The sequence below is a fragment of the Deltaproteobacteria bacterium GWC2_65_14 genome, from assembly GCA_001797615.1.
Classification (GTDB): Bacteria; Desulfobacterota; Deferrimicrobia; order Deferrimicrobiales; family Deferrimicrobiaceae; genus GWC2-65-14.
In genome coordinates this window covers 1-3,162 of the sequence record MGPV01000006.1, presented here as the reverse complement: position 1 = coordinate 3,162, position 3,162 = coordinate 1, and the positions used below count along the sequence as shown (strand labels likewise).

2 protein-coding genes and 2 pseudogenes (1 of these 4 only partly in view) are annotated in these 3,162 nt (G+C 61.4%); all 4 read left to right on the top strand.

The window, feature by feature from the left end; translation table 11 throughout:
- Positions 1-276 (top strand): annotated as a pseudogene (locus A2X88_09760) (long-chain fatty acid--CoA ligase) (it extends 1,632 nt beyond the left edge of the window).
- A 9-nt stretch (positions 277-285) separates the two neighbouring features.
- Complete coding sequence (locus A2X88_09755; GenBank protein ID OGP35684.1) at positions 286-1,182, top strand: ABC transporter permease; 897 nt, start codon at positions 286-288, stop codon at positions 1,180-1,182.
- Between the two features lie 34 nt (positions 1,183-1,216).
- On the top strand, positions 1,217-2,263 hold the full coding sequence (locus A2X88_09750; GenBank protein OGP35683.1) for an ABC transporter permease: 1,047 nt from the start codon (positions 1,217-1,219) through the stop codon (positions 2,261-2,263).
- A 124-nt stretch (positions 2,264-2,387) separates the two neighbouring features.
- Positions 2,388-3,162 (top strand): annotated as a pseudogene (locus A2X88_09745) (ABC transporter substrate-binding protein).

The window sequence follows — 3,162 nt, the reverse complement described above, 5'->3', positions numbered from 1 at the left end:
GAACTTCTCGCGAAGGAGGTCGAGAAGGTGAACGCGACCCTTCCGGCGACCACGAGGATCCAGCGGTTCGTCCTGCTCTACAAGGAGCTCGACCCCGACGACGACGAACTGACCCGGACCCGGAAGGTGAGGAGGGCTTTCGTCGGGGAACGGTACCACCACGTGATCGAGGGGATGTACACGGGGGAGGACCGGATCCCGATCGACGCCGTGATCAAATACCAGGACGGGAAGACGTCGCGGATCAAGACGACGCTCGCCGTCCGGAACATCTAGGGGGAAGCGATGTCGTTCCAGTATTTCCTGCAGCTGGTCATCAGCGGGCTGGTCATCGGCAGCATCTATTCGGCGGTCGCCCTGGGGTTCGTCATCATCTACAAGGCGACCCGGGTCGTGAACTTCGCGCAGGGGGAGCTGTTGATGGTCGGCGCCTACGTCTGCTACGCCTTCCTGGTGCAGATGCACGTGCCGTTCTGGGCGGCCCTGCTGCTCACCATCCTGTTCGCGATGGTGCTGGCGGTCCTGGTGGAGCGGATGATCCTGCGGCCGATGATCGGGGAGCCGATCATCTCCATCATCATGGTCACCATCGCCCTCTCCCTGGTGTTCCGGTCGCTCGTCTCGGCCGTCTGGGGAACCGAGATCCTCGTCTATGAGCCGAAGCTCTTCCCCCAGGAGATGATCGAGATCGCGGGACTGCCGATCTCGCTGGAGTTCGTCTGGTGCTTCATCCTCTCCGTGGTCCTCCTCGGGGTCTTTTCCGCATTCTTCAAGTACTCCAAGGCGGGGGTCGCCATGCGGGCGACCGCCTTCAACCAGCAGGTCGCCCAGTCGATGGGGATCTCGGTGAAGCATATCTTCGCCCTCTCCTGGGTGATCTCGGCGGTCGTGTCCGGCATCGGCGGGGTGCTGATCGGAAACATCAACGGGATCAACAGCTCCCTCTATCACTTCGGGCTGAAGGTCTTCCCGGCCACCATCCTCGGGGGGCTCGACTCGATCCTGGGGGCGGCGCTTGGGGGGATGATCATCGGGGTCCTCGAGAACCTCTCCGACGGGTTCTGCAAGGCCTACCTGAACCTGAGCGGGGTGAAGGAGGTGGCTCCCTACATCTTCCTGGTCATCATCCTGATGATCAAGCCGTACGGGCTCTTCGGGACGAAGGAGATCGAGCGGGTCTAAAGGGCCGGCAGCGGACGCACAAGGAGAATCCGGCATGCAGTACTGCGGGGACTTCCGGACCACCTACCAGAAGGACATGGAGATCTTCAAGACTCCGTTCCTCAAGATCTGCATTCCGGTGTTCCTCCTGTTTCTCCTCGTCCTTCCCTACATGATCAAGGGGGAGTACCTCTGGATCGCGCTCCAGATCCTGATCGCCTCGATCGGGGCGGTGGGGCTGAACATCCTGACCGGCTACACGGGGCAGATCTCGCTCGGGCAGGGGGCCTTTCTCGGGGTGGGGGCCTACACCTCCGCCTACGTCACCGCGAAGATGGGGCTCTCCTTCTGGGTCGGGGTACCCGCCGCGGGGTTCGTCACCGCGATGGCGGGGATGGTGTTCGGGATCCCCTCCCTGCGGCTGAAGGGGCTCTATCTCGCGATCGCGACGCTGGCCTCCCAGTTCATCCTCGAATGGGTCTTCGTCCGGTGGGAGCCGGTGACCGGCGGGAGCCACGGACTTTTGGTTCCTCGCCCCTCGATCGCGGGGTACACATTCTCCACGGACCGCTCCTACTATTACATCGTGCTCGTCATCGCGGTGCTGATGATCCTGTTCGCGGCGAACCTGATGCGGACGCGGACCGGGCGGGCCTTCATGGCGGTCCGGGACCACTACATCTCCGCGGAGATCATGGGGATCAACCTGTTCAAGTACCGGCTCATCTCCTTCGGGATCTCGTCGTTCTATGCCGGGGTTGCGGGGGCGCTGTTCGGCCACTCCGTGAAATATGTGGCCTCGGAGCATTTCAACATCGGGGTGTCGGTCGTCTACCTCGCCATGGTCATTATCGGGGGCCTGGGGAGCATCATCGGCTCGATCTTCGGCGCGGTGTTCATGATCCTTCTTCCGAAACTCGTTTCTACGATGACGGATATGATGGCCGCCGATTACCCGAGCATCGCGAGGCTTGCGATCTCCTTCGAGCAGGGGATCTTCGGGCTGATCATCATCCTGTTTCTGATCTATGAGCCGGACGGGCTGGCGCACCGATGGAAGCAGGTCAAGGGCTACTGGAAGCTCTACCCGTTCTCGTACTAGGTGCCGGCATTGCGGGTGCCGGACGGACAGCGTTGGAAACACCATGGGAAAGGAGGGAACAGCCGGGAAAGCGCAGTTCGGAGTTGATGTGGGAAAGATGGAACCTGGTCGTCGTTGGGAAACCATGAACCGGAACCATGAGAAGGAGGAGACAATGGGGAAGAAGATGCTGCGAATCGCTTCGGCACTATCGGCGGTGATGTTCCTGCTTTCGGGGATGGCGTTCGCCGCCGACATCAAGGTCGGACATCTCGCCGACCTGACCGGACCGACCTCCTCGGTCGGAAATCCGTACGCCAAGGGGGTCCAGGACTACAAGAACTACGTCAACGCACACGGCGGAATCAACGGCAAGAAGATCGACATGCAGGCGTTCGACTACGCCTACGAAATCCCCAAGTCGATCAACCAGTACAAGAAATATGTCGAAGAGAAAGTCGTCGCCATCCAGGGCTGGGGGACGAATGACACCGAGGCGCTCACCGGCTTCCTGGTTGCGGACAGGATTCCGTACCTGTCCGCCTCCTACTCGGGGCACCTGACCGACCCCGTAAAGGCGCCGTACAACTTCTTCATCGCGGCGGACTACTCCACCCAGCTTCGGGCAGGACTGAAGTACATCAAGGACAACTGGAAGGAGAAGAGGGCGCCGAAGCTCGCCTTCATCTACCCGAACCATCCCTACGGGATCGCCCCGATCAAGGCCGGGAAGGAGTATGCGGCGGAGCTCGGGTTCGAGATCGTCGGCGACGAGGATGTAGGGCTCAAGGCGATCGAGGCGAACTCGCAGATGCTGTCGCTGAAATCCAAGGGGGCGGACTTCGCGTGGATCGGCGGGACGACCCCCTCCACGGCCGTCATCCTCAAGGACGCGAAGAAGCTCGGACTGAAGACCCGGT

Bases quoted from the DNA above. Each gene is read 5' to 3' on its own strand.
- A2X88_09755 (OGP35684.1), top strand. From the start codon at position 286: ATGTCGTTCCAGTATTTCCTGCAGCTGGTCATCAGCGGGCTGGTCATC.
- A2X88_09750 (OGP35683.1), top strand. From the start codon at position 1,217: ATGCAGTACTGCGGGGACTTCCGGACCACCTACCAGAAGGACATGGAG.